23 protein-coding genes are annotated in these 22,579 nt (G+C 36.8%); 14 read left to right on the top strand and 9 right to left on the bottom strand.

Going from position 1 to position 22,579, the window contains the following annotated elements; genetic code table 11:
* Nucleotide 1: 1 nt before the first annotated feature.
* The 3 genes from MKY49_RS13415 to MKY49_RS13405 form a co-directional block, all read right to left on the bottom strand.
* Complete coding sequence (locus MKY49_RS13415) at nt 2–610, bottom strand: DUF2812 domain-containing protein (protein WP_274793471.1); 609 nt, start codon at nt 608–610, stop codon at nt 2–4.
* Nucleotides 597–884 (bottom strand): PadR family transcriptional regulator, encoded by a 288-nt coding sequence (locus MKY49_RS13410; protein ID WP_274797344.1) that lies wholly within the window; start codon nt 882–884, stop codon nt 597–599. Before MKY49_RS13410 ends, MKY49_RS13415 begins: the two co-directional genes overlap by 14 nt.
* Before the next feature lie 147 nt (nt 885–1,031).
* Entirely contained in the window at nt 1,032–1,658 is a 627-nt protein-coding gene (locus MKY49_RS13405; protein WP_274793470.1) for a YczE/YyaS/YitT family protein, read from the bottom strand.
* A gap of 163 nt (nt 1,659–1,821) precedes the next feature.
* Between MKY49_RS13405 and MKY49_RS13400 the strand changes: the two genes are divergently transcribed.
* Nucleotides 1,822–2,244 carry a pyridoxamine 5'-phosphate oxidase family protein gene (locus MKY49_RS13400; protein WP_274793469.1) on the top strand — a complete coding sequence of 141 codons (423 nt, stop codon included), beginning with the start codon at nt 1,822–1,824 and terminating at the stop codon, nt 2,242–2,244.
* A 95-nt stretch (nt 2,245–2,339) separates the two neighbouring features.
* Entirely contained in the window at nt 2,340–4,085 is a 1,746-nt protein-coding gene (gene ade / locus MKY49_RS13395; protein ID WP_341386476.1) for an adenine deaminase, read from the top strand.
* Between the two features lie 356 nt (nt 4,086–4,441).
* Here ade and MKY49_RS13390 read toward each other — a convergent pair whose 3' ends face one another.
* Entirely contained in the window at nt 4,442–4,879 is a 438-nt protein-coding gene (locus tag MKY49_RS13390) for a MarR family winged helix-turn-helix transcriptional regulator (RefSeq protein WP_341386475.1), read from the bottom strand.
* Nucleotides 4,880–5,030: 151 nt separating this feature from the next.
* Between MKY49_RS13390 and MKY49_RS13385 the strand changes: the two genes are divergently transcribed.
* From MKY49_RS13385 to MKY49_RS13375, 3 genes are all read left to right on the top strand, one after another.
* Nucleotides 5,031–5,435 (top strand): Ohr family peroxiredoxin, encoded by a 405-nt coding sequence (locus MKY49_RS13385; protein ID WP_341386474.1) that lies wholly within the window; start codon nt 5,031–5,033, stop codon nt 5,433–5,435.
* Nucleotides 5,436–5,459: 24 nt separating this feature from the next.
* Nucleotides 5,460–6,086 (top strand): nitroreductase family protein, encoded by a 627-nt coding sequence (locus MKY49_RS13380; protein WP_312506517.1) that lies wholly within the window; start codon nt 5,460–5,462, stop codon nt 6,084–6,086.
* Between the two features lie 204 nt (nt 6,087–6,290).
* A complete protein-coding gene (locus MKY49_RS13375) occupies nt 6,291–9,524 on the top strand; it encodes a collagenase (RefSeq protein ID WP_341386473.1) in 3,234 nt (1,077 codons plus the stop codon).
* A 106-nt stretch (nt 9,525–9,630) separates the two neighbouring features.
* Here the strand turns inward: MKY49_RS13375 and MKY49_RS13370 are convergent, their stop codons facing one another.
* The 3 genes from MKY49_RS13370 to MKY49_RS13360 all read right to left on the bottom strand — a co-directional run bounded on the left by MKY49_RS13370 (nt 9,631) and on the right by MKY49_RS13360 (nt 12,256).
* Nucleotides 9,631–9,972, bottom strand: a complete 342-nt coding sequence (locus MKY49_RS13370) for a DUF3221 domain-containing protein (protein ID WP_341386472.1) — start codon at nt 9,970–9,972, stop codon at nt 9,631–9,633.
* Between the two features lie 394 nt (nt 9,973–10,366).
* Entirely contained in the window at nt 10,367–11,161 is a 795-nt protein-coding gene (locus MKY49_RS13365) for an SDR family NAD(P)-dependent oxidoreductase (protein WP_341386471.1), read from the bottom strand.
* Between the two features lie 81 nt (nt 11,162–11,242).
* Nucleotides 11,243–12,256 (bottom strand): AraC family transcriptional regulator, encoded by a 1,014-nt coding sequence (locus tag MKY49_RS13360; protein ID WP_274793461.1) that lies wholly within the window; start codon nt 12,254–12,256, stop codon nt 11,243–11,245.
* 403 nt (nt 12,257–12,659) lie between these two features.
* Between MKY49_RS13360 and MKY49_RS13355 the strand changes: the two genes are divergently transcribed.
* Together MKY49_RS13355 and MKY49_RS13350 are read left to right on the top strand one after the other, a co-directional pair.
* Nucleotides 12,660–13,199, top strand: a complete 540-nt coding sequence (locus MKY49_RS13355) for a flavodoxin family protein (protein WP_341386470.1) — start codon at nt 12,660–12,662, stop codon at nt 13,197–13,199.
* Nucleotides 13,200–13,448: 249 nt separating this feature from the next.
* Nucleotides 13,449–14,336, top strand: coding sequence for a LysR family transcriptional regulator (locus tag MKY49_RS13350; protein ID WP_341386469.1), 888 nt, complete (start codon nt 13,449–13,451; stop codon nt 14,334–14,336).
* 34 nt (nt 14,337–14,370) lie between these two features.
* On the opposite strand, the gene MKY49_RS13345 is transcribed toward MKY49_RS13350, so the two are convergent.
* Nucleotides 14,371–15,399, bottom strand: a complete 1,029-nt coding sequence (locus MKY49_RS13345; protein WP_322610611.1) for an S-layer homology domain-containing protein — start codon at nt 15,397–15,399, stop codon at nt 14,371–14,373.
* Between the two features lie 142 nt (nt 15,400–15,541).
* On the bottom strand, nt 15,542–16,279 hold the full coding sequence (locus MKY49_RS13340; protein WP_341386468.1) for an SDR family NAD(P)-dependent oxidoreductase: 738 nt from the start codon (nt 16,277–16,279) through the stop codon (nt 15,542–15,544).
* A gap of 161 nt (nt 16,280–16,440) precedes the next feature.
* On the opposite strand from MKY49_RS13340, the gene MKY49_RS13335 reads away from it, so the two are divergent.
* The 7 genes from MKY49_RS13335 to MKY49_RS13305 all read left to right on the top strand — a co-directional run bounded on the left by MKY49_RS13335 (nt 16,441) and on the right by MKY49_RS13305 (nt 22,506).
* Nucleotides 16,441–17,049 (top strand): TetR/AcrR family transcriptional regulator, encoded by a 609-nt coding sequence (locus tag MKY49_RS13335; protein ID WP_313470690.1) that lies wholly within the window; start codon nt 16,441–16,443, stop codon nt 17,047–17,049.
* A 185-nt stretch (nt 17,050–17,234) separates the two neighbouring features.
* On the top strand, nt 17,235–17,390 hold the full coding sequence (locus MKY49_RS13330) for a hypothetical protein (RefSeq protein WP_313470689.1): 156 nt from the start codon (nt 17,235–17,237) through the stop codon (nt 17,388–17,390).
* Nucleotides 17,391–17,541: 151 nt separating this feature from the next.
* The gene (locus tag MKY49_RS13325) at nt 17,542–18,456 is read left to right on the top strand and encodes a metal ABC transporter solute-binding protein, Zn/Mn family (protein ID WP_274793455.1); all 915 of its coding nucleotides are present in this window, start codon (nt 17,542–17,544) and stop codon (nt 18,454–18,456) included.
* Nucleotides 18,457–18,466: 10 nt separating this feature from the next.
* Complete coding sequence (locus MKY49_RS13320; protein ID WP_274793454.1) at nt 18,467–19,195, top strand: metal ABC transporter ATP-binding protein; 729 nt, start codon at nt 18,467–18,469, stop codon at nt 19,193–19,195.
* A 12-nt stretch (nt 19,196–19,207) separates the two neighbouring features.
* Complete coding sequence (locus MKY49_RS13315) at nt 19,208–20,080, top strand: metal ABC transporter permease (RefSeq protein WP_322610613.1); 873 nt, start codon at nt 19,208–19,210, stop codon at nt 20,078–20,080.
* Nucleotides 20,077–20,946, top strand: coding sequence for a metal ABC transporter permease (locus tag MKY49_RS13310; protein ID WP_274793452.1), 870 nt, complete (start codon nt 20,077–20,079; stop codon nt 20,944–20,946). The genes MKY49_RS13315 and MKY49_RS13310 overlap by 4 nt, the downstream gene beginning before the upstream one ends.
* 372 nt (nt 20,947–21,318) lie before the next feature.
* On the top strand, nt 21,319–22,506 hold the full coding sequence (locus MKY49_RS13305) for an MFS transporter (RefSeq protein ID WP_341386467.1): 1,188 nt from the start codon (nt 21,319–21,321) through the stop codon (nt 22,504–22,506).
* Nucleotides 22,507–22,579: the final 73 nt, after the last annotated feature.

The following is a 22,579-nucleotide window of genomic DNA, read 5'->3' as shown; positions in this document are numbered from 1 at the left end:
TTTATTGGCTGAACTGCTGTATCGATTTTCGATAACGATAATACAGGGTGATGTAAATACCACAAGTAGTTAAAAATAGCCATGGGGGGATAAAGCGCATGATGGCAAAGGGTGTTTCAAATAAAAATGCAAAAAGAAAAGCAAACCCTTCTTTTTCCCATAAACCAGGCGTAAAATAAGCATTTTTTATACTGAACAAGGAGGAGAAACTATCATTAGCATCAAAAATCATTAAGAAAATAAATGAGAGTATGGCCCAGTTGCTTGCATGTTTCATTAACCGTTTATACTTCGCAATGTGGGAATCATGATCTGAAAATAAATCATCATGGCCATCTTTTCTTTTTACCCAATAATGAGTGCCATCATATGATTTCACTTTTAATAAGCGCCATCCAAAATCCTCATGTAATTGCTTATAGGTAACTTGCTTTTCTCCGCGAAGGTCCTGCTGACAATCGATTCGAATAACTTGTTCAAAATCTTCTGTTTGTTGAAATGTATATAAACCAGCAGAGTTTATGTTGGAGCATACCCAGCCCTTGGTTAACATTTCATTTAACCATCGCTCTTCCTTTTCAATATCAAAAAAGACTTTAAACTTTATCATGTTTGTCAGCTCCCTCATATAAAGATAAAATTCGCTGCAATCTTTGTTGCTCTGCAGCTAATATGTCTAGACCCTCTTCTGTTGTTTGATAAACCTTACGCCTTGTATCCTGGGTTTCAACTGGCGCAATCCAATGATACTTCAATAAATTTTCAATAGCGCCGTACATAGTACCAGCTGCAATTCTTACACTACCAGCACTCATTTCCTCGATTTTTTGCATCATTGCATAGCCATGTAACGGTTCCCGTAAGGCGAGTAAAATATAATGCATCGTTTCGGATAAAGGTAATAATTTATGTTTTTTCACATTTTCACCTCAATATATACAGTCGAACTATATAGTTTGATTATATATAGTTCAACTGTATATAGCAACTGTATAAAAAAAGACAATGCCATTTTGCATTGTCTTGTAAGCTTATATGACAGCGCTCTTAACGCCAGTCCATCTCATAAATAATTTTTCGTTATATGATAGGGCAAATTGTACGATGGGTCCAAGTCCAAATGCCATAAACACTGTACCGATGCCAATCGGACCGCCAAGAAGGAAGCCTATAATGGCGACCGTTACTTCCATCGTCGTACGAGAACGAGTAACGCTCCAGCCAAGTTTATGAACCATCATCAGCATTAAGGTATCACGAGGCCCAATGCCTAAATTTGCCACCATATACATACCACAGCCCCAACCTAGTAAAACTAATCCTGTTAGGTAAGAAACAAGTTGCATCCAAAAACCATCAATATCAGGAAGCCAATAATTAAAAATATCAATAAAAATGCCGGCTAAAAACATATCGATAAATGTTCCTGGTAATGGAAATTTTTTTGTGATTAGCATATCAAACGCTAAAATAGCAAGTCCTAAAATAATGGACCATGTACCGATTGTTAACCCCAACGTTTTTGTTAAGCCAATATGTAGGACATCCCAAGAGCCGACGCCAAAAAGTTGCCCTTTAATTGTTAATGTGATGCCAAAAGATAGCACGATAATGCCTGTTATGAAAAACAAACAGCGCGTAAAAAAAGCTTGTTTCATTTTTAACCCTCATTCATCCGTAAATTCCTGTTGTCCATCCAATTATTATAGCAATAGTTTTTCGATATGCCCGAAGATTGTCATTTCACATTTTTCAAAAAAAGGCGGTTTAGCTTTTTTATGAGAGGGCAAAATAAAGATGTAGATGAAAGGATGGGATGAAATGACATCTGTACGCGATGAAATTTTAGAAGTATTGAATCGAGAAAAGATTGGAACGATGGCTACTGTTGAAAATGGCAAACCTTACTCCCGCTACATGACGTTCCAGCATGAGGACTTTGTGTTATATACAGCGACGAATAAGCATTCTGAGAAAATGGAAGAGCTTCGTAAAAATCCATATACCCATATTTTATACGGCTATGAAAATGGCGGCTTTGGGGATACGTATGTGGAAATTGAGGGCAAGCTTACGGAGGTACAGGAAGAAGGCTTAAAAAATAAACTAGCAGAAATTTTTACTAGTATTTTTGTTGGCAATCAGGACGAAATGGTGACATTAAAAATTGAGCCCATTCGTATGCGTTTGATGAATAAAAAAGGTCAGCCCCCTAAAGAGCTAGAGTTTACGAACGACCATTAATCAATGGTCGTTTTTTACTGACGTCATGATAAATAGTTGCATTCACGGGCATTTTTTTGGCATGATAGTTCTTAAAAGAAAAAGGAGTAAAGGCGATGTCGACAAAATTACAGCAGTTAACGCAAAATATCTTATCATCACAAGGAAAAATAGAGGCAGATTTTATTCTGAGAAATGCACAAGTTGCAGATGTTTTTTCATTAACGTGGAAAAAAGCAGATATTGTTGTGAAAAATGGCATGATTGTAGCAATTGATCGCAATCATAGATTTCATGCAAAAGAAGAAGAGGATGCTACAGGAAGCTATGTCATTCCTGGATTAATTGATGGTCATATACATATTGAATCTTCCATGTTAACACCAGGAGAGTTTAGTCGGGTGCTCATTCCTCATGGTATTACAACGGTCATTACAGATCCACATGAAATTGCTAATGTCGCAGGGGCAGAGGGCATTCAATTTATGCTTGATGATGCTCAAAAGGCGGATATGGATATTTTTGTGATGCTACCATCTAGTGTACCAGGTACCCAGTTTGAAAATGCAGGTGCGACACTAACAGCAGAAGATTTAGAGCCGTTCTTGACACATCAACAAGTTCGCGGCTTAGCAGAGGTGATGGATTTTCCAGCCGTGTTAAATGGGGAACAGGGCATGCTGCAAAAAATTGTATTAACACAGCAAGCCAATCTCGTTATAGATGGTCATTGTGCTGGCTTACAGAGCACACAAATTACAGGCTATCGTGCTGCGGGTATTCAGACAGATCATGAATGTGTGACTGCACAGGAGGCCATCGACCGTGTGGAGCAGGGCATGTATGTCCTTATTCGTGAAGGCTCAGCGGCGAAAAACTTACGTGATTTATTGCCAGCAGTTCAACCACACAATGCTCGTCGTTTTGGTTTTTGTACGGATGACAAATATGTAGACGAGTTAATGGATGAAGGAAGCATCAACTATGATGTTGCTATGGCGATAGCAGAAGGGATGTCACCATTACAAGCGATCCAGCTGGCAACTGTTAATACAGCAGAGTGCTATCGTTTATTTGATCGTGGGGTACTTGCACCTGGCTATAAGGCTGATTTTGTGCTTGTGGAGGATCTAACGAGTATGCAGGCCAAAGCAGTTTGGAAAAATGGTCGGAAAGTGGCTGAAAATGGAGCAATGCTGACAAGTCGTCAAGAGCCGGTTGTTCCTGCTCATATCCATCACTCTGTCCATTTACCAACTGTTACAAAGGATATGCTCCAGCTGTCATTCACAAAGGGAACGAAGGCAAATGTCATGGAAATTGTGCCAAATCAGCTGATTACCAATCATTTAGTGATCGATGTGCCTGTCAAGGAGGGCGTTTTTGTACCTTCTGTAGAACAAGACCTACTGAAATTAGCTGTTATAGAACGTCACCATCATTTGCATACGACAGGCTTAGGGATTGTTAAGGGCTTTGGTTTACAAAAAGGGGCAGTAGCGACTACAGTAGCACATGATTCACATAACGCCCTTGTCGTCGGTACAAATGATGATGATATGGTTCTGGCACTTTCGCGTATTCAGGAAATCCAAGGAGGCTTTGTAATTGTAGCGGATGGCAAGATATTAGCAGAAATGCCGTTAACAATTGGTGGCTTAATGACAGATGTACCAGCACAGCAAGCTAAAGAACAGCTAGCTAGCTTGCACAGTGCCCTGCAGACCCTCAACCCAACATTAGATTTTCATTTTCTACTGACATTTTCATTTGTTGCATTACCAGTCATTCCTGCACTAAAGCTAACAGATACAGGATTATTTGATGTGACAACTTTCCAGCATATTTCTATAGAAGCTTAGACGAGAAAACGACCTAATTGCAGAGAGCGATTAGGTCGTTTGTTATTTTTTATAATTAGATAAATGTGTTTTGATACTCCTCTTTATTTTAGGTAGTTAAACAACGAGTCTTCTATAAGAGAAAAATCTGTTTACATCGTGCAATTTGCGACAAAAGAACACGAGAGAGACTATATCTTTAGAGTCTCTGGTATTCCGGTAGAGAAACAGAGTTAAATATTGAAGAAATTCATAATGACTTCATTTACAAAAAGTATTTAAGATAGAAAAATATCCACCTTACCTCATTGAAAAAGGTTCATTTGATTACACACTTATTTTCAAAAGAGTGAATCAAATGAACCTTTTTAGGTATCCTAATGATTATCTTTACTCGACGAGTCATTGTAAACGATATCTTGTAGCACATTTTTTAGTTGCAAAAATTGCTGCTCTGAGATATTGGATTGCTTCAATACTTGACGTGAAACTTCAGGTAGCTGACAACGAACGTTACTTCCTTCTTTCGTTAAAAATATTTTCATTAGTCGTTCGTCATCCTTGGAACGTTCACGACAAATATAGCCTTTTCCCTCTAATTTTTTTAATAAAGGTGTTAATGTTCCTGAATCTAAAAATAAGCGTTGTCCCAATTCTTTTACAGTTATTTGTTCGTTTTCTTCTAAAGCTAATAAGGTGATGTAACCTGTATAGGTTAGATCATATGGCTTTAATAATAATGTATATTGACGAATGATTTCTTTTGATGTGGCATACAAAAGAAAGCACAATTGATTATCTAAATGATTAGGCATAAATATCCCCTCTTAAAAGTTCTTCTTCTACCACTAATATTAAAAATAAAGTTCTTACTTGTCAAATACAATTAAATTGTGTACAATTCAATTTGTAATAATTAGATTGTGTACAATTTAATTGATCAATTTAAAATAAGGGGTTTTGATTATGAAAGAATTATACTCAACTACAATGATTAATACTGGTGGGCGTAGTGGCACATCATATGCAGAGGATCAATCACTATCTTTAAAAATTGCGCCACCTGGCTCAAAATTAGATAATGTTACAAATCCAGAGCAATTATTCGCTGCTGGTTATAGTGCTTGCTTTAATAGCGCATTAGCTTTAATTAAACGCCAAAAGAAAATTGACAATTCATCCACAATAAAAGTGACAGTACGATTAATGGAGCAAGCTTCATTTGATTATATTCTAGCTGTGGACATCGAAGGTCATATTGAAGGCTTAGCACAGGAAGAAGCACAAGAATTATTGGAGTTAACACATACAGTATGTCCTTATTCAAAGGCAACAATGGGAAATATCAATGTCACAATTAAAGCAATTTAACTATTTGAAAAAGAGGGAAATGACATGTCAGAAACTACACCATTAAAACAAATTATGCAAGAACGAAAATCGGTACGTAAATACAATGCAACAGCGAAAATATCTCGAGAAACGATTATGCAACTAATAGAAGATGCTACTTCTGCCCCTTCATCGAGCAACATGCAGCCATGGCGATTTATCGTTATTGATGATAAGGAAATTCAAAAAAATATTAATTTCTTTTCATTTAATCAAGAGCAGATAGAAACAGCCTCTGCCATTATTGCGGTTATTGGTGATATTAAAATGTATTTAAATGCTGAGGAAATCTATGCAAAAAATGTAGAGTTAGGCTATATGCCAGAGGAAATAGCGAATAGGCTGGCAAAAGATGCATTAGCGATGTATGGTGCAGCACCGACAAGCACATTAGAAAACATAGTGCATTTTGATGCTGGCTTAGTGTCTATGCAAATTATGTTATTAGCGAAGGAAATGGGATATGATACCGTTCCAATGGGTGGATTTGATAAAGCGAAATTTGCTGAATACATGGAATTACCAGAAAATGAAATTCCTATATTATTATTGGCAATTGGTGAAGCAGCAGCACCAGCATATGGTTCTTCTCGTCTTCCAATAGACCGCATCGTCAGATTTAATAAATAATTGAAAAGCAATGTCCCAAATAGGGACATTGCTTTTTTAGTGTAATTGTGTCTAAAGTTTTCAAATTATACAAGGGAACATTCCTAAATATAACCATTTTTTATTGATATTTTTACATAATATGTTACTTTGAGATAGGTAATATTGTACCAAATGAGGAAAATATTATTAGATAATCAATATAGTACTATAGGAGGGCATATTATGAATAAGAGTTTTAAAATGAATCAAGTGTTAATTGGGATTAGTACATTGGCACTTTCGTTAGGAGGGTTGCAAGCGGAAGTATCAGCAGCAGAAAAAACGTCTTATCATGTATTACAAATGAAACCTGCTGGTATAGAAACGCCGAAAGATGAAATTGCGCATACCACACAAACTGATGCAACATTATCATTTGAAAAACGGCTTGAAATAGAAAGTTTATCGCAACAGCAGGTTCAAACTTTAGAACGTGCTAACTCGCAGTATTTGCAAGAAAAGTATTCGATGGCAGAGCTTAATAGAATGAGTGATAGTGAGCTCATGAATACTTTGGGCACTATTCAGTGGTATCAAATTACAGATTTATTCGAATACAGTGAGGAAACAAAAGTTTTTTATCAAAATGAAGAACGCATGCAAGTTATTATTAATGAATTGGGAAAAAGAGGGGGTTCTTTTACGAAAGAGGATTCAAAAGGTATTGAAACATTTGTAGAACTATTGCGTTCGGCTTTTTATGTTGGATTTTATAATAACGAACTATCTTATTTAAATGATCGCAGTTTCCATGATAAGTGTTTACCAGCATTAAAAGAAATAGCTAACAATCCAAACTTTAAACTTGGTACAGCTGAGCAAGACAAAGTAATATCTGCCTATGGGAAACTTATAGGGAATGCTTCTAGTGACGCGGACACAATTCAATATGCTGCGAACATTTTAAAACAGTATAACGACAATCTTTCTACATATGAAGGCGAGTATTCAAAAGGACAAGCTATATACGATTTAATGCATGGGATTGATTTTGATTTGCAGTCGTATTTGCATGATGCTCGTAAAGAAGCTAATACAACAATGTGGTATGGACAGATAGATAGCTTCATAAATGAGGTTAATAAAATAGCACTATTACATAATGTAACAAATAGCAATAGTTGGTTAATCACTAATGGTATTTATTATGCAGGGCGTTTAGGTGTATTTCACAGTAACCCTAATAAAGGTTTAGAAATTGTTACAGAAGCAATGCATATGTATCCATATTTAAGTGATGCTTATTTTGTAGCTGTAGAGCAAATAGCTACAAATTACCATGGAAAGGATTACAGTGGAAATCCAGTAGATTTGCAGAAAGTACGTGAAGAAGGAAAGAAGCAGTATCTACCGAAAACATATACGTTTGATGATGGATCAATTGTATTTAAAACAGGAGATCAAGTAACAGATGACAAAGTTCAACGATTATACTGGGCTGCAAAAGAAGTAAAAGCACAATATCATCGTGTAATTGGCAATGATAAAGCATTAGAACCAGGAAATGCTGATGAGATACTAACAGTTGCAATTTATAACTCCCCAGATGAATATCTTTTAAACCGTCAATTGTATGGATATGAAACCAATAATGGTGGAATTTATATTGAAGAGAATGGAACATTTTTTACTTATGAACGTACGGCACAGCAAAGCATTTATAGTTTAGAAGAGTTGTTCCGCCATGAATTTACACATTATTTACAGGCTAGGTACGAGGTTCCAGGTTTATTCGGGATTGGAGATATGTATCAAAATGAACGACTAACATGGTTCCAAGAAGGAAATGCAGAATTCTTTGCGGGATCAACGCGTACAAATGATATTGTTCCACGTAAGAGTATTATTAGTGGATTATCAGATGATCCATCACAACGCTACACAGCAGAACAAACAATGTTTGCAAAATATGGATCATGGGATTTTTATAATTATTCATACGCACTCCAGTCTTATATGTACCATCATCAATTTGATACATTGGATAAGATTCAAGATTTAATTCGTGCAAATGATGTGAAAAATTATGATGCGTATCGTGAGACTTTAAGTAAAGATCCACTGCTAAATTTAGAATACCAAGCCTATATGCAGAATTTGATTGATAATCAAGAAAAATATGAGGTACCACAAGTATCAGAAGATTATTTAGTACAACATCAACCGAAAGCTTTAAAAGAAGTAGAGCAAGAAATCGTGGATATTGCTAACATCAAAGATGTTAAAATGACAAAACATCAGTCGCACTTTTTCAATACATTTACACTTGAAGGTACGTTTGTAGGGGGTAATACAAAGGGTGAATATCATGATTGGAAAACGATGAGTAAACAAGTGAACCAAGTACTTGATCAATTGTCGGAAAAAGAGTGGAGCGGCTTTAAAACAATGACAGCATATTTTGTGAACTACCGTGTGAATGCAGCAAACCAGTTTGAATATGATATTGTTTTCCACGGCGTTGCGACGGATGAAGGAGATAATCAAGGCCCGTTTGTTAAAATAAATGGCCCTTATACTGGCATCAAAAATGAAAAAATTGAGTTTAAAAGCGATGGTTCAAAAGATAATGATGGAGAAATAGTTTCCTATCTTTGGGATTTTGGCGATGGAGATACAAGTGATGAAGCAAACCCTACTCATCTATACGAAAAAGAAGGAACATACAATGTGACATTAACCGTGAAAAATGATAAAGAAATAGAAAGTAAAGCTTATACAATTGTCACTGTAAGGAAGGGAACAGAAACAGAGAATAATCATCCCGAAGAAGCGACAATCATTCCATTTAATAAGCCCCTAAAAGGTAGCTTGATTGATCATGATACTGATGTGTATCAGTTTGACGTAACGTCTTCAGAAGAAATAGATATTGCAGTCTTAAATGAAAATCAAATTGGCATGACGTGGGTGCTTTATCATGAGTCTGATATGCAAAATTATGTATCTTTTGGACAGGAAGATGGAAATAGTATAAATGGTAAACTTAAAGCTGGACCTGGAAAGTATTATTTATATATTTATAAATTTGCTAATGAAAATGGGACATATACAGTTAATGTCCAAAATGAAGCACAAACAGAAACAGAGATGGAACCAAACAATCGTCCCGAGGAAGCGACAATCATTCCATTTAATAAGCCCCTAAAAGGGAGCTTAATGGATGATGATAATACAGATGTATACCAATTTGATGTGACATCACCAAAAGAGATAGATATTTCTGTCCTAAATGAAAATCAAATTGGCATGACATGGGTGCTTCACCATGAGTCAGATATGCAAAATTTCGCATCATTTGGACAGGAAGATGAAAATAATATAAAAGGTAAATTTAATGCAGTAACAGGAAAGTATTATTTATATATTTATAAATATAATAATGAAAACGGGACATATACGGTTCATATCCAATAATTATATATGGAAAGCATTCATTCCTTCTAGACTGTTGCTAACTAACATACTAATAAATAAAAGAAATAAACGAAAAATGGAATATATTTTGGCTATAAACTTTATGTCAAAGTTTTTCTATTCGAATAACTTTGATTTTTGCAGGATTTGACTCCAACTTTTCAGAGTACCAAATTCTTACTTTATCGCCACTTTTAATATCCTTCATAGAAAGTTTCAATTCGTTATTTAAAATTGAAACTGATTCAAATTGATTTGAATACATGAAGTTTTTACTAGAGAAACTCTCTAAATCTGATTGTTGAACGTCCTTTCCTTGAATAAAATAGACTGTTCCTTTCTGAATAACTATATAGCCAATTTCATTTTCGCTATATTCTTTAGATAATAGTTGGCTAACATTACCTAAGAAATATAAAATAACAAGAAGAAGTAACAATAAGACCATGTTAATAATAGGTTTCGAGACTATGTTCTTAATTCTAATCACTACCTTATTTAATTATTTTATATTAAATATAATTTATTGTTGCTCGCTTCTATATTACTAAAATAAAAAGACTTTATTTGTACTACTTCCTTAAGAAGCAGGGATAGACATAGCGATTACTTTCAATTTTCAAATTTGTAGCCATATCTACACTCACTATACAAAAGAAAGCAAAATGTGATGAAATCAAATGCCATAATTATGTAAAGAAAACATACTAACATCAGTAGTACAAACCTAGTCCGAGGTTTGTACTACTATTTTTTATAGTAAAAGAGTAAACAAAATTTATAGAAACATTTATCAGTATTCTTTATTTCTCCTTAAAGAGTTGAGGGAAATGTGAAAGATGCTAAAAAATTGTCGGTACCATGCCTCCATCCATACGAATCGGAGATCCTTTAAATGCGGATGCATAAGGACTACATACAAATGTAGTTAGTCTCCCTATTTCAAATGGTTTAATAAATCTTTGTATTTCAGATTGGGGGAGGTTTGTCGTCATAAATGCTTTCTCTTTCTCTGAAAAACTCATACCTTGATTAGGAAACATACTATCAATTATTTGATACACATTTTCAGAGAGTGTAGGACCTGGCATGATTGTATTGATTGTAACTTCTCTTCCTTTTGTTAATTTAGATAGGCTTTTTGCCAAAGATAAGAGCATTGTTTTTGTCATGCAATATTGAGGCATTTGTCCTGAGGGCATAATGGCTTCTTCACTTGCAATAAAAATAATGCGTCCAAAATTATTTTCCAACATGTTAGGTAAGTAAAATTTAGATAATCCATTTGCTGCAAGAACATTAGTACGGAAGTAATTTTCCCATGTATCATCGTCAACGTCTTCGTATTGCATTATTTCATACATACCCATATTGTTAACTAAAATATCAATACTTGGATATTTTTCGAATAAAGCTTCTCTTTGCTGAGGATTAGCAATATCAGCTGTAGCATTTTTGGGGAAAGTCGATGGATAAGCTGATTTAATTTCATTGACAATGCGTTCTACCTCTTCATAATTTCGCCCATTAATGAGTACATTTACACCTTCTTTGGCTAGTTCGATAGCAATTGCTTTACCTATACCTCTTGTTGATCCAGTAACTAATGCAATTTTATTGTTTAATCCCATATCCATAATCCAATGCCCCTTTATTTAGTATGATTATAAAGTAATAAAATCCTATTTTTGTTCGAAATTTTTATAAGATCCAATGATCTAGTTTGTTTCTATATGTTTAGCACGCCAATTTGATGGTGTATCACCTTCCCAAAGGTGGAAGGCACGGTAGAACGAGTTCTGATCTTCATAACCAATCAAGAAGGCGATATCTTTCATATCAAGCGAGGGATCAGCTAGATACGCTCGGGCCTGATCCTGTCGAACTTGTGCTAACAAATGTTTAAAGCTCGTGCATTCATTAGTAAGCCTACGCTGCAAGGTACGATCACTCATCCCTAACTCGCTTGCGATTGTCTGAATATCAGGGCGTCCTCCTGCTAAGCTTCGTTTCATCATCCATTTGACCATCTCGGTGAAGGAGCGGTTATGTTGGTGTTCATTTAACGATTGATCCAAAAGAGGGGTCAAAATTTCCAACAACTCCAAGTTATATGAAGTAAAGTGACGGTCCAGATCTCCTCGATGTAACGTCAACCGGTTACGCTTTGCACCAATCTGAATACAACAACCGAAATAATCTTCAAGAGTCTGTACATCGCCCATTGCATGTGTAAATTCAACTAACTTAGCTGTTATAGGTTGACCTGTCCCACGGCGTCCAAGCTCAAGTAGAAATGCAAGTGTGATACCAACCAGCATAGGGGGACCGGATTGCCCAGGATACGACCATTCTAGATCGATTGTACAATCCTCACCTTCCTCAGTGATACGTAAGCTTTCAGGAGGACACAGTTGCTTGTACCGTGCCATTCTTTTTAGAGCATCACGATAATCACGAGCATGGTAGGCTACTAAGACAGTAGGCGGATAATGATTTGAATCAAAGCTAGTGGCTAGTTTGATCATTCCTTTGGCAGTATCGTCAATAAGATCAGAATAAGCCTGCCAAATCGCTAAATATTGGATTGTGGAGACTACTGATTCATTCATGATCGTGAGTGGTAGTCGTGCTTTTCGAACTACGTCGTGGGGGACTATCCCTAATTGACGTATGCCTTCCCAAAATCCCACCGGCATTTTTATACGATTAGAGCTTTGTAACGTCAACATTTGAGCCTCCTTAATTCATTTGCATGTAGTGTTTATACGTGATTATTGTCTTCAGTGTTTGTACGGGACAGTTTATATAGTATCGTTTCCATCACGACTTGTAACTAGCAAATAGCGACTAAAAACTTGCTATGTACGCCAAATTTTTAGAAAACAAATTTTATTTTTATTGATAGCTTGATAGAGCAGGTAAGCTCCTGGCAATTCTGTTAACTTTAGCATATCTAGATTACTAGGTTAGAAGTATTTTTCTTTTTTCAAATAGCCAAGAAAGGAATTTACAAAATCACTTTTTTCGATTGATTTTATCGAAATAATCATCTTTATCGATTTGTTTGATCATAATAAGATATAGACATAGGGGAACAATAGTAAAAACTTCAAGGAAGCGGGGATAAAAAACATGTCTATAGCAGTTATTTACGGTGGAAATCGTCCGGATGGGAATGTAGAGACTTTAACAAAATTAGTCACACAAGGCTTGATGGTTGAAGAAATTTATTTAAAGGATTATAGCATTGAGCCAATAATCGATAAGCGTCATGCAGAGGAGGGTTTTTCTGATGTCAACGATGATTATAATGCCGTCATTAACCGAATACTTCCGCATGATATTCTTATTTTTTCTACCCCTATTTATTGGTATAGTATGACAGGAATAATGAAGAACTTTATTGATCGATGGTCCCAATCTTTAAGAGACCCGAATTATCCTGATTTTAAGGCATTGATGTCTTCTAAAAAAGCATATGTCATTGCAGTTGGAGGGGATGAGCCGTCTATCAAAGGTTTACCAATGATTCAGCAATTTCAACATATCTTTGACTTTGTTGGTACAACTTTTGCAGGCTATATTCTAGGTGAAGGAAATAAACCAGGCGATATCGTTCAAGATCTAAAAGCAATATCTGCAGCAGAACATCTTCGAAAAGAATTACAATAGCTTCTTTGTTTAAAAGAGACGCAGATAACTAATAGTTTGATTTATTTTTTTGAGCAGATGACAAAGAACGTATTTGGACGATAGTGGTTCCAAATACGTTTCTTTTATTTGAAAAGGCATGAACGTCCGAAATTTCAATTGGCTGCTTCTTTCTTCCATCTACCAACTAGTGTACACTTAGTTTTATTATCGGAAAAGATGAATGTTTTGGCAAAAACTATCGAAAAAAAAGATAAAGGAGTTCGAGTAATGGATTTAAAGCAGCTTCAAACGTTTTTAACAGCAGCTGAAACATTAAGCTTTACAAAGACGGCCCAGCTTCTTGACTACGCTCAATCAAGTATTACAGCTCAAATAAAAACATTAGAACAAGAGTTAGGTGTTAATCTTTTTGAACGTCTTGGTAAGCGTATTATCCTAACGGAAGAGGGCAAGCGACTTCAACAATATGCCAAAAAAATGCTAGAGCTAGATCGTGAAATGAAAAAAGCGATATCCAACGAGCAGGAGCAAGTCCTATTAAAGGTGGGAGCACAGGAAAGCCAATGTGTCTATCGTTTGCCGAGCATTTTACAGCAATTTCAACAGGTTCACCCCCATGTGAAAATCATTTTTAAGCCAGTGCATACAACGGACATTGCTAAAAAGCTATTACAGGTAGGGGATTTAGATGTTGCCTTTATAACAGATACGTACCAGGAGACATCAATGCTACAGCGACAGCGGTTGATTGAAGAGCAGCTTATTTTCGTCAGTGCACCTATTGAAAGAAGGGAGCCGCTTTCCGCTCAACAGCTAGCACTTGAAACGATGCTGTTAACTGAAACAGGGTGCTCTTATCGAAATCATTTAGAAGCATTGCTTCAACTAGAAGGGGTTAGGCCATTACAAATGATTGAATTTGCCAGTATTGAAGCGATCAAACAATGTGTAATCGCAGGCTTAGGGATGACGTTTTTACCTAAAATGGTCGTAGAAAAAGAGCTGACAATGGGACTTGTAACAGAGATACCGTCCACATTAAAGCTAGCTCCTATTTATACAGATATTGCTTGGCATAAAGATAAGGATTTGCCACCGTGTCTCCTTGATTTTATTGCTATTGCCAAGCAGAAGTATCAAACGCTTGGGGATTAAAAAAGAGCCTGAATGTATCAGACTCCTTTGCTAGCTATTGTTTCTTTAATGTTCCAGAGAAATTAGTGCCTTCATTACGCTCTGCCCGGCAATCAACCTCAGACACTTTGAGGGCATTGTTGGATAAACGCTCTAATTCGACAACACAGCGATTGCCATTTGAGGATTTATTCATCAAAGCTTTTGTACTACTTGTTATCGTGGCAGTTCCATTGACATTACCTGAAGCTGTTCCATCATTTGCTGTTAAAGCAATAGAGAAGCTATTACTTGTAGCGTTGGAAATGACAGCGTCGCGGCGGTTAAAATCATTGGCACCCTTACCCCATTTGTAATAATACGTGTAGACACCTTCCCAGGCACTTTTACCAGGTGTAGCCTGTTGCAAAGATTTATCAAGCTGACTTTGAGCATTTTTCGCTCTTGCCATTAATGATACATTGTTGGCATTATCATGTATGGCTTGTGCATCTGCGGAGATTTCATAAAAATTTCGTTCATCCATGCGGTAAAGCATTGTGACTACTTGGGCACGTGTCATATTGTTCGTCACCCCATAAAACTTCTGTAAATTACGGTCTTCATACTGTGGATTTTGCCCTGATGAAATATAATAATCGAGTAAAAACTGAATGGATTGATCTAAGCCTTTCTTACCACTAGCTAAATGAGCAATGGCTTGTGCCACTACACCACGCTTCACTGTAGCTGCTCGAATTCGGTTGTCGAAATAGCCATTTAAAGGAACTCCATAGCTAGCGAGCTGGTTATAAAATTCATCTGACCAGTTTGCCGAAGGAGTTTGTTTCTTTAATTCATCGATAGGGGATTCAAGCTCATAAAAATTAGCTAATAGTTTGGCTAATTGCTGTTCAGTAATAGTAGCATTTGGTTTAAACGTCCCATCAGTAAAACCATTCACAATATCATATTCCTCTGCCCATAAGATAGCTTCATAGGCATAATGATCCTCTGATACATCTCTAAAACTAGCAGCTTGTACATTGCCTGCACTGCCTACGATAAGAATGGAAAATAATAATGTACATATTAATTTTTTCATTTGTCATCTTCATCCTTTCTTGCTCGTTATGTTAATAGTTTGCAGGAAATGGATAAAAACTGCAAATTTTTCTAAGATTAATAGTCCTTATAAGAAAAAATAATCGCTATCTTCTGCTGAAGAAGCGATTATTTAAAGTTATCTATTGGGCTGTATAGCCACCATCTACTGTTAATGTGTTACCTGTCATAAATGTTGAATCGTCACAAGCCATAAATAAAACAGCTTTTGCCATTTCCTCTGGTTGACCTAAACGTTGCATCGGTGTTACTTGACGTAATGGCTCTTTGCTCTCTTCTGGGATAATAGGTGTATCAATAAAACCAGGGCATAGCGCATTGACACGGATACCACGAGTAGCAAATTCCAATGCTAATGAACGTGTTAAATTAATGACGCCACCTTTTGCTGCATTATAGGCTGCTGATCCTGCTGATCCAACCCATCCATACATCGAAGCGGTATTAACAATTGTACCGCCGTTTGATTTTAGCATTTCTTTAATGGCAGCTTGCGCCATTAAAAATACGCCATCTAAATCTACATTCACTGTTTGGCGCCATTCCGCATAAGGTAACTCTTCTGTTGGTGTAACACGACCAATCCCCGCATTATTAAAAAGGACATCGACTTTGCCAAATGTCTCGATTGTTGTTTGATAGATAGAAGCAACTTCAAGTTCATCAGTTACATTTGCTTTAATAAAGATAGCCTCTGCTCCCGTTGCTTGTAGTTGAGCAGCAAATGCTTGGCCTTTTTCTTCATTTAAATCAACAAGTACTACCTTTGCACCTTCTGCAACAAAGAGTTGAGCAGTTGCGGCACCAATACCAGAAGCACCACCTGTAATAATTGCGACTTTATCTTGTAATTTCCCCATATATGACACTCCCTTTAGGAATAATTTTTCTTGCACACTACGTAAATCACGGTGTACTTTTATTGTAAAACGCTTGAAAACGGAAACAATCACTAATGTCGTCGCAAGTGTCTAACTAGTAGACAGATTTGCTCAATATGTCTAAAAGGGAGGAAAAAATAGTGCCAAAATGGACACAAAGACAGGAAAGAACGCGCCGTCATTTTTATGAGGCGTTTAGCGAGCTAATAAAAATACAAGGGTTCCAAACGATTACAGTGAAGGATATTGTAGAACGAGCAGGCTATAACCGTAGTACCTTTTATGTGCATTTTCAAGATAAATTCGAGCTGGCAGCAAATTTACTGGAACTGATGCTGAAAGGTCTTGAAGTAGCTGTAGGTGAACCGTATCTGTATGGAGAAAAGGTTTATACAACAAAATTAAAAGCGCCATCTTTCAATATTATTCATTATATTTACAAGCATCGGTTATTTTTCGAGCTATTGAACGTCGAAGATACAATTCCTGGATTGCATACACGTATGCCGCTCACCATTACAAAAATTTATCAAGAGCAATTTAAATTTGAAACGATTAATCATCAGCCTGTTAATATGGACATGTTCAAGCATTATACTTCTTACGGCTTTTATGGATTGATGATGCAGTGGATTGCCAGTGGCTATGAGAAATCCGAGGATGCATTAATCAAAGATATTATTGAATTGACCAAAACACATATTTATGCATTTGAATTTATTGGGAAACCGCAAGAAATGGAACCGTAAAATAAGTATTGAAAAAAATCTCTAATGATCTTATTAGGGATTTTTTTATATGGGCGAAATTAATTTTTCCTTAAGAAAAAAATTTTTTACAAGAAATTTTAATAAAGTAGTTGAATTTTCTTTTATTTAAGCATATATTTTTCCTAAGGGAAACAAAATATCTCTAAAGAAAGAAGAGTGCTCGGATGAAAGAAATTGGTGATTTCAAGCTGACGATTCTTCCAATGGTTGTCTTATTGATTCTTACAATTTTATGGAAACTTACGGAATCAGTAGGAGCTGGCATGATATTAATCATTTTCTGGATGAGTTGGCGCCAGCTTATTCGGAAAATCATATAAACAATGTGGTTGCAGAGAAAGAGTGACGCTCTGAATATTGGAGGCTATGAAAATTGCGGACATAGCAACGGCAACGATGCTTGTCCGCCTATTATATTCATTCCCGCTTTTTTCAAGCAATCGCTAAATAAGAGAAAGTAGAGGTACAAAAATGAAACAATGGTTAGGTGTATTCATCCTATCACTCTCCCTGCTATTATTCGGTTGTTCAAGTGAAGCGGAGGGTGAAAAAGAGGGGATTGTTGTTGCAACCACTGGACAAATTGCAGATGCTATTAAAGAGATTAGTGGTGACCATTTACAAGTATCAGCATTAATGGGGCCAGGAGTAGATCCTCATTTATACAAGGCGACTCAAAGTGATTTATCAAAATTAGATAAAGCCGAAGTCATTTTTTACAACGGCTTACATCTAGAAGGACAAATGCTTGCTATTTTTGAACAAATGGCAAAAGAAAAAACAGTCTTGGCTGTGGGAGAGACATTAGATGAAAAGCTGCTCCTTGCAAGTGATAATGACGCCATGTTGCATGATCCGCATATTTGGTTTGATATTGAACTTTGGAAGGGCGTTGTGAAAGCAATTAGTGTACAACTTCAGGAGGAATATCCTGAATTTAAAGAGGATTTTCAAACAAATGAAGATGTTTATTTAAAGAAACTGGAGGATTTACAAAGCTATGCAAAAAATCGTGTCAATGAACTACCACAAGAGCAAAGGATATTAGTAACAGCACATGATGCGTTCAACTATTTCGGTAGAAGTCAAGGGTTTGAAGTACGTGGCTTGCAAGGACTTAGTACGGATTCAGAGTATGGTGTCAAAGATGTGCAGGAGATGGTCGATTTTTTAGTAGAAAATAAAATTAAGGCTATTTTTATAGAATCCAGTGTGTCAGATAAAGCGATGAAAGCCGTGATTGAAGGGGCTCAAGAAAAGGGGCACGACATTGTAATCGGTGGAGAACTATTCTCGGATGCGATGGGTGCTGAAGGTACAACAGAAGGTACGTATATCGGGATGTATCAACATAACATCGACACAATCGTCGATGCATTAAAGTAGGTGAATGACGATGTATGCATTAACAGTGGAAAATCTATCAGTCGCATATGATAAAAAAACAGTATTAGAAAATGCCTGTGTGACGGTGCCTAAAGGACATTTAGCTGCCATTATTGGCCCAAACGGTGCAGGCAAATCAACATTTTTAAAGGCTATCTTAAATCAGCTGCCTAATAAAGTAGGAAAGGTTGAAATTTTAGGAAAAGTGTTTGAGCCAAAAAGTTTAGTTGTTGGCTATGTCCCACAGCGCAATGCTGTGGATTGGGATTTCCCAACAAATGCATTGGATGTGGTGCTGATGGGACGGTATGGTCATACAGGTTTATTTAAAAGACCATCCAAGCAAGATAAAATGGTTGCCCGTCAAGCATTAGCTAGTGTTGGGATGCTAGACTTTGCAGAGCGTTCCATTGGGCAACTTTCAGGAGGTCAGCAACAGCGTGTATTTCTTGCAAGAGCCCTTGCACAAAACGCCGATATTTACTTCCTAGATGAGCCATTTGCAGGGGTAGATGCTGCGACAGAAAAAACGATTATTGATATTTTGAAAGAGTTAAAGGCACAAGGGAAAAGTATTTTTGTTGTGCACCATGATCTTCAAACCGTCAAAGAATATTTTGATTATACGATTTTATTAAACAAAACCATTTTAGCATCGGGTGCAACAGAAGATGTATTTACACCAGAGCAATTACAAAAAACATACGGTGGTAAACTGTTCATGATGCAGCATGTATAAGGAGGGGGCACTATGTTAAGTGGTAACTTATTGTGGGTACTGAGTGGAACGATGTTACTTGGCATTGCTGCTGGCATCACAGGCACATTCTCCTTCCTGCAAAAACAAAGCCTAGTTGGTGATGCTGCGGCCCATGCAGCATTACCAGGTATTGCGCTCGCATTCCTGTTAACAGGACAAAAGGAATTACCGATTTTAATGCTGGGAGCGGGCATTACATCTGCATTATCAGTTTATTGTATACAATGGATTGTATCGTTTTCAAAAATGAAAGCAGATGCGGCTATTGGCTTAGTCCTTACAGTATTCTTTGGTATTGGGGTTGTATTTTTAACAGTTGTTAACCGTAGTCCAATCGGTAATCAGAGCGGTCTGAATAATTTTATTTTTGGGAAAGCGGCGACGATGACCAAGGCCGATTTAATGTGGCTCTTTATTAGTGCAAGCATCATTATTTTAGTCAGTCTCTTGTTCTATAAGGAATGGAAGCTACTTATTTTTGATCCTGTCTATGCAAAGGGAATTGGCTTACCGATTGAGGCTTTAAAGGCAACGTTAACAGTGTTAATTGTTATGACGATTGTGACAGGAATCCAAGCGGTGGGTGTCATCTTAATGTCGGCTTTATTAATTATTCCTGCTGCAAGTGCCAAGCTTTGGACGAAGAAATTAAGTACGATGCTCATCTTGAGTGCCGCGATTGGAGGGATCGCTGGTATAACTGGTTCCTTTATTAGTGCGATTCGGACGGGATTATCGACAGGCCCGATTATCGTTTTAGTTGCAGCAGGAATATTCTTTATTTCCTATTTTATCAGCCCAACTGGTCAAATTAGTAAATATCGTAGAAAAATGCAATTTCGAAAGCAGGGTGATATAGGATGATTGAATTTTGGGTTATCTTCACGGGACTATTAGTTGGTGTTACATGTGGCATTGCTGGTGTTTTCCTAATCTTACGTCGCATGTCCATGATAGCAGATGCCATTAGTCATACGGTGCTCTTTGGCATTGTGATGGCCTACCTGATTACCCAAACATTAAATGGCTTTTGGATGCTCGTAGGTGCAGCAGTTGCAGGGGTGTTAACAGCTTATCTCGTACAACTATTGCATTCCTCTGGGATTCAGGAAGACGCGGCGATAGGGGTGGTATTTACATCCTTGTTTGCGGCTGGTGTCCTCCTTATCACCTTGTTTGCAGGCAATGTCCATTTAGATGTCGAACATGTCTTAATGGGGGAAATTGCTTTTGTTCCTTGGGATCAATGGACAGTGCTTGGTCTAGCGATGCCTAAAGCTGTATGGATGTTATTACTGGTCCTCATGATTAACAGTATATTCCTGCTATTATTCTTTAAAGAAATGAAGCTTGCTACTTTTGATCCTGTGTATGCTGCAACGATTGGGGTTCCTGTTGTCCTTCTTCATTACGGCTTTATGACATCCATTTCGTTCACTACTGTAGCGGCCTTTGATAGTGTAGGAGCGATTTTAGTAGTTGCTATGTTAATAGGTCCTGCAGCCACCTCCTATTTAATCAGTAAGACAATTAAGCAAATGTTTATCTATAGCATGCTCTTCGGCGCTACAGCCTCTGTGATAGGCTATTATTTAGCCAAGTTTTGGGATACTTCGATAGCTGGAATGATGGCGACAACAGTCGGGTTTGTCTTTATCGTTACCTTCGTCAGCCAAAAAATAATCGACCGAAGAAAAAAAGCACTAGTTCATAAATTAGACATGCCGTAAAGACAATAAACAATCAATAGCATTTTTATGAAAGGTGAAAAAGGGTGTTCACTAACTGCAAACAACTTCATTGGGAGCCCTTGTACGGATGGACCAACAATCAATCCTTTGCCTCGATTCTCACTCGTGACAAAATTCTTTTTTAACAACATGAAACATCGTTTGAGCGTCCATCAAACGATGTTTTTTCTATTTAGCTTACAAGTTCAAACTTTAGGATGAGTATTCCTCATAGGAAAAATAGTATACTCGTTAAGAAATGCTAGAAAGGGAAGGAATGGCATTTTAACTAACAATTTTTTCTATATTTATATGTACGAATATTTAAAATTTTGTTACGATAAATTTTATTGAAACAACAAGGAGAACAGCATGTGGAGAAATAGAAACGTTTGGATTATTTTATTAGGTGAATTTGTCGTCGGTCTCGGCCTATGGGCTGGTATTATCGGCAATCTAGCCTTTATGCAAGAGGTAGTACCGTCAGACTTTCACAAATCACTAATTATTTCTTGTGGTATTTTAGCGGGCTTAGTTGTCGGTCCAATGGCAGGTCGAATTATTGACCAATCAAAGAAAAAAACGGTTGTCCAAATGGCCAGTATTGGACGAATCGTCAGTGTTTTATTTATGTTTACAGCTCTTTATACCAATTCAGTTATTTGGATGATTCTATTTTTAATTACCTTGCAAATAGCAGCAGCGTTTTATATGCCAGCCTTGCAATCTATTATCCCAATGATTGCGAAAGAACAAGATTTAATTACGCTGAATGCTTGGCAAATGAATGCAAGAACCATTTCGAGGATCGTAGGTACGGCAGCAGCAGGATTTATGTTGAGTTTTTTTGAATTAAAATGGTTATATATTATTTCATTTATTGTCTACGTGGTCATGTTTGCCATTACAAGCTTACTGCAATTGAATGAAACGTCCAATGAAATAATGTCAAATAAAGAAAAAGGGAATTTTAAAGAAGTGTTGCCGATGGTGAAAGAGCACCCAATAGTTCTCATGACGCTTGTCTTAATGTTAATTCCAACTTTATTTTTAGGTTCATTTAATTTAGTCATTATGAAAATTTCAGAAATACATCAATCGACGACCATTTCAGGATTGTTATACACAGTGGAAGGTATCGGCTTTATGCTAGGAGCGGCGGGCTTAAAAATCATTGCTGAACGTGTACAATTGGGTACACTGCTCTTTTCATTAGCCTTTATTATCGGATCAATGGAGCTCATGCTGTTACTAGCAGATATTCAATTTTTTGCCTTAGTAGCCTTTGGAGTCTTTGGTTTTTCCGTTGGTTGTTTTTTCCCAACAACAATGGTTATTTTCCAGAAACAAGTACCGAAACAGTTCCATGGGCGCTTTTTCTCCTTCCGAAATATGATTGATTCGGTTGTCTTTCAAATCGTCCTGTTGTCGACGGGTATGATGCTCGATTTAATCGGCTTAAATGGCATGGGGCTTGTTTTTGGGATTATTAGCCTAAGCTTAACAACTACTTTTTTGTTTTACTCAAAGAAAAAGAAAGTCGTTATGCATGCCTATTAATTTCGTGTCATTCTTGCTCTGCTTCTTCAAGCGAAATACCCATAGTGGTATACTGATGAGGGCAGATAAAAAG

It is taken from the genome of Lysinibacillus sp. FSL M8-0134 (genome assembly GCF_038069745.1).
Classification (GTDB): Bacteria; Bacillota; Bacilli; order Bacillales_A; family Planococcaceae; genus Lysinibacillus; species Lysinibacillus irui.
Note: the sequence above shows the minus strand (reverse complement) of the source record. Positions and strands in the feature narration are given on the sequence as shown.

Bases quoted from the DNA above. Each gene is read 5' to 3' on its own strand.
- MKY49_RS13415 (WP_274793471.1), bottom strand. From the start codon at position 610: ATGATAAAGTTTAAAGTCTTTTTTGATATTGAAAAGGAAGAGCGATGG.
- MKY49_RS13410 (WP_274797344.1), bottom strand. From the start codon at position 884: ATGCATTATATTTTACTCGCCTTACGGGAACCGTTACATGGCTATGCA.
- MKY49_RS13405 (WP_274793470.1), bottom strand. From the start codon at position 1,658: ATGAAACAAGCTTTTTTTACGCGCTGTTTGTTTTTCATAACAGGCATT.
- MKY49_RS13400 (WP_274793469.1), top strand. From the start codon at position 1,822: ATGACATCTGTACGCGATGAAATTTTAGAAGTATTGAATCGAGAAAAG.
- ade (WP_341386476.1), top strand. From the start codon at position 2,340: ATGTCGACAAAATTACAGCAGTTAACGCAAAATATCTTATCATCACAA.
- MKY49_RS13390 (WP_341386475.1), bottom strand. From the start codon at position 4,879: ATGCCTAATCATTTAGATAATCAATTGTGCTTTCTTTTGTATGCCACA.
- MKY49_RS13385 (WP_341386474.1), top strand. From the start codon at position 5,031: ATGAAAGAATTATACTCAACTACAATGATTAATACTGGTGGGCGTAGT.
- MKY49_RS13380 (WP_312506517.1), top strand. From the start codon at position 5,460: ATGTCAGAAACTACACCATTAAAACAAATTATGCAAGAACGAAAATCG.
- MKY49_RS13375 (WP_341386473.1), top strand. From the start codon at position 6,291: ATGAATAAGAGTTTTAAAATGAATCAAGTGTTAATTGGGATTAGTACA.
- MKY49_RS13370 (WP_341386472.1), bottom strand. From the start codon at position 9,972: ATGGTCTTATTGTTACTTCTTCTTGTTATTTTATATTTCTTAGGTAAT.
- MKY49_RS13365 (WP_341386471.1), bottom strand. From the start codon at position 11,161: ATGGATATGGGATTAAACAATAAAATTGCATTAGTTACTGGATCAACA.
- MKY49_RS13360 (WP_274793461.1), bottom strand. From the start codon at position 12,256: ATGTTGACGTTACAAAGCTCTAATCGTATAAAAATGCCGGTGGGATTT.
- MKY49_RS13355 (WP_341386470.1), top strand. From the start codon at position 12,660: ATGTCTATAGCAGTTATTTACGGTGGAAATCGTCCGGATGGGAATGTA.
- MKY49_RS13350 (WP_341386469.1), top strand. From the start codon at position 13,449: ATGGATTTAAAGCAGCTTCAAACGTTTTTAACAGCAGCTGAAACATTA.
- MKY49_RS13345 (WP_322610611.1), bottom strand. From the start codon at position 15,399: ATGAAAAAATTAATATGTACATTATTATTTTCCATTCTTATCGTAGGC.
- MKY49_RS13340 (WP_341386468.1), bottom strand. From the start codon at position 16,279: ATGGGGAAATTACAAGATAAAGTCGCAATTATTACAGGTGGTGCTTCT.
- MKY49_RS13330 (WP_313470689.1), top strand. From the start codon at position 17,235: ATGAAAGAAATTGGTGATTTCAAGCTGACGATTCTTCCAATGGTTGTC.
- MKY49_RS13325 (WP_274793455.1), top strand. From the start codon at position 17,542: ATGAAACAATGGTTAGGTGTATTCATCCTATCACTCTCCCTGCTATTA.
- MKY49_RS13320 (WP_274793454.1), top strand. From the start codon at position 18,467: ATGTATGCATTAACAGTGGAAAATCTATCAGTCGCATATGATAAAAAA.
- MKY49_RS13315 (WP_322610613.1), top strand. From the start codon at position 19,208: ATGTTAAGTGGTAACTTATTGTGGGTACTGAGTGGAACGATGTTACTT.
- MKY49_RS13310 (WP_274793452.1), top strand. From the start codon at position 20,077: ATGATTGAATTTTGGGTTATCTTCACGGGACTATTAGTTGGTGTTACA.
- MKY49_RS13305 (WP_341386467.1), top strand. From the start codon at position 21,319: ATGTGGAGAAATAGAAACGTTTGGATTATTTTATTAGGTGAATTTGTC.